This is a genomic window from Sphingobium sp., assembly GCF_032153725.1.
In the GTDB taxonomy this organism is placed as follows: Bacteria; Pseudomonadota; Alphaproteobacteria; order Sphingomonadales; family Sphingomonadaceae; genus Sphingobium.
Genome location: NZ_JALDYQ010000022.1, coordinates 58,061 through 64,341 on the forward strand (window position 1 = coordinate 58,061; position 6,281 = coordinate 64,341).

General features: G+C 65.6%; 5 protein-coding genes. 4 read left to right on the forward strand and 1 reads right to left on the reverse strand.

Annotated features, from left to right (window positions below):
- Positions 1 to 54 precede the first annotated feature (54 nt).
- The 4 genes from wecB to RUH75_RS09605 all read left to right on the forward strand — a co-directional run bounded on the left by wecB (position 55) and on the right by RUH75_RS09605 (position 5,524).
- Positions 55 to 1,197 (forward strand): non-hydrolyzing UDP-N-acetylglucosamine 2-epimerase, encoded by a 1,143-nt coding sequence (gene wecB / locus RUH75_RS09590; protein ID WP_313805070.1) that lies wholly within the window; start codon positions 55 to 57, stop codon positions 1,195 to 1,197.
- Between the two features lie 67 nt (positions 1,198 to 1,264).
- Positions 1,265 to 2,581, forward strand: a complete 1,317-nt coding sequence (gene wecC, locus RUH75_RS09595) for a UDP-N-acetyl-D-mannosamine dehydrogenase (RefSeq protein ID WP_313805072.1) — start codon at positions 1,265 to 1,267, stop codon at positions 2,579 to 2,581.
- Positions 2,582 to 2,702: 121 nt separating this feature from the next.
- Positions 2,703 to 3,413 carry a polysaccharide biosynthesis/export family protein gene (locus tag RUH75_RS09600; RefSeq protein ID WP_313805075.1) on the forward strand — a complete coding sequence of 237 codons (711 nt, stop codon included), beginning with the start codon at positions 2,703 to 2,705 and terminating at the stop codon, positions 3,411 to 3,413.
- Positions 3,413 to 5,524: a polysaccharide biosynthesis tyrosine autokinase gene (locus RUH75_RS09605; RefSeq protein WP_313805078.1), complete on the forward strand. Its 2,112-nt coding sequence runs from the start codon at positions 3,413 to 3,415 to the stop codon at positions 5,522 to 5,524. The genes RUH75_RS09600 and RUH75_RS09605 overlap by 1 nt, the downstream gene beginning before the upstream one ends.
- 47 nt (positions 5,525 to 5,571) lie before the next feature.
- Here the strand turns inward: RUH75_RS09605 and purQ are convergent, their stop codons facing one another.
- A complete protein-coding gene (gene purQ / locus RUH75_RS09610; RefSeq protein WP_313805081.1) occupies positions 5,572 to 6,246 on the reverse strand; it encodes a phosphoribosylformylglycinamidine synthase subunit PurQ in 675 nt (224 codons plus the stop codon).
- Positions 6,247 to 6,281: the final 35 nt, after the last annotated feature.

Below are 6,281 nucleotides of genomic sequence, written 5' to 3' on the forward strand. Positions count from 1 at the left end.
GTTACCATTTTCTGTCAGGCACTTATCCGAATGGCGGCTTGCAAAGGACGAGAAATGAAGGTTGCGCTGGTGTTCGGGACGCGCCCCGAAGCGATCAAGCTGTTTCCCGTGATCCACGCGCTGCGGGCACGGGAGGATGTGGAAACCCGCGTGATCGTGACGGCGCAGCATCGCGGCCTGCTTGATCAGGTGCTGGAGATTGCCGGGATCGTGCCTGATGTCGACCTGGACGTGATGACGCCCAATCAGACGCTGGACGGGTTGACGGCAAAACTGATCGTCGAGCTGGGGCATGCCTTCGACGCCGAAAGGCCTGACCGGATCATCGTGCATGGCGACACGCTGACGACCATGGTTGCCAGCCTTGCCGCCTATTACCGCAAGATTCCCGTGGCCCATGTCGAGGCGGGATTGCGCAGCGGCGACATCCACCACCCTTGGCCGGAAGAGGTGAACCGCCGCGTTGTGGCCTGCATCGCCGACATGAACTTCGCCCCGACTCAGGCTGCGGCGAACGCCCTGCTTGCCGAAAATCGCGATCCGGCGACGATCCACGTCACCGGCAACACGGTCATCGACGCGCTGCTGGCAACGCGACAGCGGCTGCTGTCCGATCCCCGGATGGCCGCGGGGCTGGACAGCCTTGCCCGGCGCTTCGCGGACAAGCGGATCATCGCCGTCACCAGCCACCGTCGCGAGAATTTTGGCGGCGGCATGGAAGCGATCGCCGGCGCCATAGCAGACATCGCGGCGCGCCCCGATGTGGCGGTGATTTTCCCCGTCCATCCCAATCCCCATGTGCGCCCGGTGATGGACGCGGTCCTGGGCAGCCTGTCCAACGTCGCGATGATCGAGCCGCTCGACTATCCCCATTTCGTCCGGCTGCTCGACCTGTGCGAACTGGTGCTGACCGACAGCGGCGGCGTGCAGGAAGAGGCGCCCTCGCTCGGCAAGCCGGTGCTGGTCATGCGTGAAACCACCGAGCGACCGGAAGGTGTCGCTGCCGGAACGGCCAAGCTGGTCGGCACGGATCGCGCAATGATCGTCCGCTCCGTCTTCACGCTGCTTGATGATGCAGCCGCCTATGCCGCCATGGCGCTCGCGCATAATCCTTTCGGGGACGGCCACGCGGCCGAGCGCATCGCAACCATCATCTCTGCGAGCGTGCAGGCGGAAGATCTCGACAAAGCGGCCTGACGTTACCGAAATCTTCAGCATTTGCGTTCAGAAACCTGGGGAAATCATCGACTTCCCCAGGATTGCCATGCCCCTCGACAAGCTCCAGCAGAAGGTTTCCGTCATTGGCCTTGGCTATATCGGCCTGCCGACTGCCGCCCTGATCGCGCGAGGGGGCGCGCAGGTGGTGGGCGTGGACGTCAGCGCCCATGTCGTCGAAACGGTCAATTCGGGGCGCGTCCATATCGAGGAAGTCGATCTCGACGGGCTGGTGCAGGGCGTGGTGTCACGCGGCAAGCTGCGCGCCAGCATGGAAGTCGAACCGAGCGATGTCTTCATCATCGCCGTGCCCACTCCGGTGGCGGAGGACCGGGCGCCCGACATCAGTCATGTCCTGAAAGCCGCTCGCACCGTCGCGGCCGTTCTGAAAGCCGGGGACACGGTCATCCTCGAATCCACGTCACCGGTGGGCACGACCGAAGCCATGCGCGACCTCTTCGCCCAGCTTCGCTCCGATCTCAAAATGCCCGGGCAGATCGAGGGGGGGCAGGGCGACATTGCCATCGCCTATTGCCCGGAGCGCGTGCTGCCCGGCCGCATCCTGGTCGAGCTGATCGACAATGACCGCTGCATCGGCGGCATCACCCCGCGCTGCGCCCGCAAGGCGCTGGGCTTCTATCGCCAGTTCGTGCGCGGCGCCTGCATCACCACCAGCGCCCGCGCTGCCGAAATGGTGAAACTGGTCGAAAACAGCTTCCGTGACGTCAACATCGCCTTCGCCAACGAACTGTCCGTGATCGCCGAGCGCATGGACATCGACGTGTGGGAAGTCATCCGCCTTGCCAACCGCCACCCGCGCGTCAACATCCTGCAACCCGGCCCCGGCGTCGGCGGCCATTGCATCGCGGTCGATCCGTGGTTCATCGTTCATGGCGACCCACAGAACAGCCGCCTCATCCGTACCGCCCGCGAAGTGAATGACGGCAAGACCGACCATGTCGTCGCCAAGGCATCCGACCTGATAGACGAATTTCCGGGCGAAGAGATCGCCTGCCTCGGCCTCGCCTTCAAACCCAATATCGATGATTTCCGCGAAAGCCCCGCCGTAAAGGTCGCCGCGCGCCTCGCCAGGCGTTATGGCCGCCGGATCAAGCTGGTCGAACCCTATGCCCATCACCTGCCCATGGAGTTCGCGGGGACCGGCGCCGAACTGGTGGATCTCGATACGGCTCTGGAACAATGTGGCGTCTTCGTCATTCTTGTCGATCATGATGTGTTCAAATCGGTTCCGGTGGACGAGCGTTCGGACAAGGCGGTGTATGACACGCGCGGCATATGGCCGGATCAGCCCCGCCGACCAAGTGCTGGTCAGGCCACCCCGGATCACGCCCGGATCGCCATCTGATCGGCGGGCCGGCCCCGCATTCAGGCCTGCCCGTTGTTGCCATGTCCGTGCCACCCCGTTAACCCCGCCCGAAACGGCGCGCCTTGAGCGCGCCGCGTGAATAAAACGGGGATTTGACGGCATGAACCGGCCGACCGACAGCAAGAGCCAGGTGCTGGCCATCATAGCGGCCTGCGCGCTGCTAGGCGCCTGTTCCACGGTGGAGGATGCGCCGAAGGGAGAGGCCGCCTATGCCGCCATCCCGCCGGCCCCCGCCCTTGGCGTCGATTACCGCATATCACCCGACGATGTCCTGCGTATTCAGGTTTATCATGAGCCGGGCCTGTCGCTGGAGGACGCGCAGGTGACGGCGGCGGGCATGGTGCGCCTGCCGCTGGTGGGCGATGTCTCGGTCGCGGGCCTTTCCGCAGGGGAGGCATCGGATGTCATCGCCGGGCGGCTGGGCGATCGCTATCTCGTTTCCCCCCAGGTGACGGTTTTCGTCAAGAAGGCAGTGGGCCGCCGCATCACCGTGGATGGCGAGGTCCGTGAACCGGGCCTGTTCCCCCTCGATGGCCGCATCGGGCTGTTGCAGGCCGTGACTCTGGCCAGAGGGCCGACCCGCTTCGCCAGTCTCGGTCAGATCGTGGTCGTGCGGCAGGAGGGCGGTCAGCGCAAGGCCGCGATGTTCGACCTGTCCGCCATCCGCAAGGGGGAGGCGCCGGACCCGGAAATCCTGCCCGGCGACACCATTATCGTCGGCCTGTCACGCGCGAAAGCCATGCTGGGTGGCGCGCTGTTGGCCCTGCCTGCTGTCGGGACTGGTTTCGTCGCCCTGGATGGAGGGCTTTGATGACAGGGCATGGCCTGTTGATCGACGCGGACAGCACCTCCGCCACCATGGAGGGACGCGCGGCTCGTTTCGCAGCAGCCGCCAGCAGCGCGTGGACGGCGGTGCGGCGGCATCGCATCATCCTGTTCGTCACCATGGCGCTTTGCGTACTGGCGGGCGTCGTGTTCATCCTGCTTTCCACGCCCGATTACCGGGCGACCGCCTCGGTCGAAGTGGAGGATGTTCCGGCAGGCGCCGCGGGCGCAGCCGCCGCGCAGAGGCAGGTGACGCCCTCTGACAATGAAGCGCTGATGCAGACCGAACTGGAAGTGCTGCGCAGTCGCGCCCTGGCGGAGGATGTGGCGCGCGAACTGGCGTTGGTCGGCAGCCGCACCTTTTTCGACGGCATGGATGTCCGCCGGCCGGACCGAGGCGCGGGCTCGCTCAGCCAGCGTCAGGTCGAAACCGAAATGGTCGTCCGCCTGCTGCGCGACAATTTGCAGGTCGAACTGCCCGGCAAGTCCCGTGTCATTCGCATCAGCTTTATCAGCGCCGACCCCGTGCTGTCGGCTCGCGTCGCCAACAGCTATGCCGACAGCCTGATCCGCGCCGACCTGAAGCGTGGCTTTGAATCCGGGGTTCAGGCCCGGCGCTTCCTGCTGGGTGAACTGGACGGGGCGCGCCAGGATCTGGAGCGGGCAGAGCGGGACATGGCGGTCTATGCCGCGCGGGCGGGCGCTGCCGCCGATCCGGCAGCAAAGGACAGCGCCAGCAATGCCGTGCCGGAGGGGACGACCGCGACGCGGCTGGCGCAGCTCAATGCCTTCCGCGCGCAGGCGACGGCGGACCGGATCGCCGCGCAGAAGCGTTGGGAAAGCGCTCGCCTTTCCAGCGTCGAAACCCTGCCTGAAGTGCTCAATAATGGCGCAATGCAACAGTTGATGAGCGAACGCGCGCAGGCGCGGGCCACGGTCGTGCAGGAACGTCAGTTCCGCAAGGACGCGCATCCCGAAATGCGGGAAGCGCGCGCGCGGATGGCGGCGCTGGACGATCAGGCGGAGATGATGGCGAACACCATTCGCGCCTCGCTCAAGGAGCAATATGACGTCGCGGTCCATGGCGAAAAGCAGATCGAGGCCGAGATCGCGGGCGTCGAGCGGCAGGCGCAGGCCGAACGCGGCCGGGGCGTGCAGATGAGCATATTGGAACGGCAGGTGGATACCTATCGTCTGCTGCACGACAGCCTGCTTCAGCGCTATCGCGACATGGCTTCGCAGGCCGGGTTCCAAGCGGGTCGCATTCAGCCGCTGGACCGCGCGGCCGTCCCTTCGCGGCCTTCATCGCCGAATATCGGCGTCACCATGCTGTTCGCTTCGCTCGGTGGGCTGGCGCTTGGGCTGCTGATGGTGGCGGCGCGGCATATTTTCGACGACGCAGTGACCTCCGCCGACACGCTGGCTGAACGGGTGAACCTTCCATTGCTGGGCGCGGTTCCCGCGGGCGAAAGGCCCCAGACGGATATTTTCGCGCCCATGGCCTCTTCGTTGCTATTGGGTTCGGCTGCGGGGCTGCCGCGCTCGATCCTCGTCACCAGTGCTCAGGAGGGAGAGGGCAAGTCCTCGACACTCCATGCTCTGGCCAAAGCGCTGGCGAAACTTGGCAAGCGGGTGCTGGTGATCGACGCGGACATGCGGCGACCCAGGCAGCATAGCCTGTTCGGCATCTCTCCGGGCCGGGGCATCAGCGAGTTGATGACGGGACAGGCGAAGATGGACGAAGCGATCGTGGAAAGCGGCGTGCCTGGCGTATCCCTGCTTCCCTGCGGCGCGATTCCGCCCAACCCGGCCGAACTGCTGATCACGCCGGTGATGGATTCGCTGTTGGCGACGGTGCGGGAACGTTATGACACGGTGCTGATCGACGCGCCGCCGATCCTGGGCCTGTCCGACGCCTGCCTGCTGGCCAGCAAGGCGCAGGTGACGTTGCTGGTGGTCGAATGGGGGCGCAACCATCATGGTGGCCTGCGCGTTGCCGTCGACCGCCTGCGCCGCGCCGGGGGCGCCATCATCGGAGCGATCCTGACCAAGCAGGAAGGCCGCGCCTTCGAATATGATTATCATCGGGGCGGTTGAGGGGCGCAACGCCGCCCCCGTCCTGCCGCGAACGGGGCAGGGCGCGATCAGGCGCGGGCCAGCAGGCCTTCGACCAACCCTTCGAACAGGCGCTTGCCGTCGGTTGCGCCATGCGCTGCCTCGATCACGCGTTCGGGATGCGGCATCATGCCCAGCACATTGCCGGTTTCATTGAGAATGCCCGCAATGTTCCGCGCCGAGCCGTTGACGCTTTCCGCATAGCGCAGCGCCACGCGGCCCTCGCCTTCCAGTCGGTCCAGCGTTTGCGCATCGGCGAAATAATTGCCGTCATGATGGGCCACCGGAAAGCTGATCGCCTCGCCAGCCTTGTAGCGGCTGGTGAAGGCGCTTTGCGCGTTCTCGACCGTCAGGGCGACGTCGCGGCAGACGAAATGTCCGCCCGCATTGCGCAGCAGCGCGCCGGGCAGAAGGCCGCTCTCGGTCAGCACCTGGAAACCGTTGCAGATGCCGAGCACATAGGTGCCCCGATCCGCCGCCTTCGCCACCGCCTGCATCACCGGCGAGCGCGCGGCCATGGCGCCGGAGCGCAGATAGTCGCCATAGGAAAAACCACCCGGCACGCCGATCAGGTCGATATCGTCGGGCAGTTCCGTATCGCGGTGCCAGATCATGGCGGGCTTCGCGCCAGTCGCCGCCTCGAACGCCACGGCTAGGTCGCGGTCGCAATTGCTGCCGGGGAAAACGATGACGGCGCTCTTCATGGCTCAGGCCACCTTTTCGATGCGGTAGTTTTCGA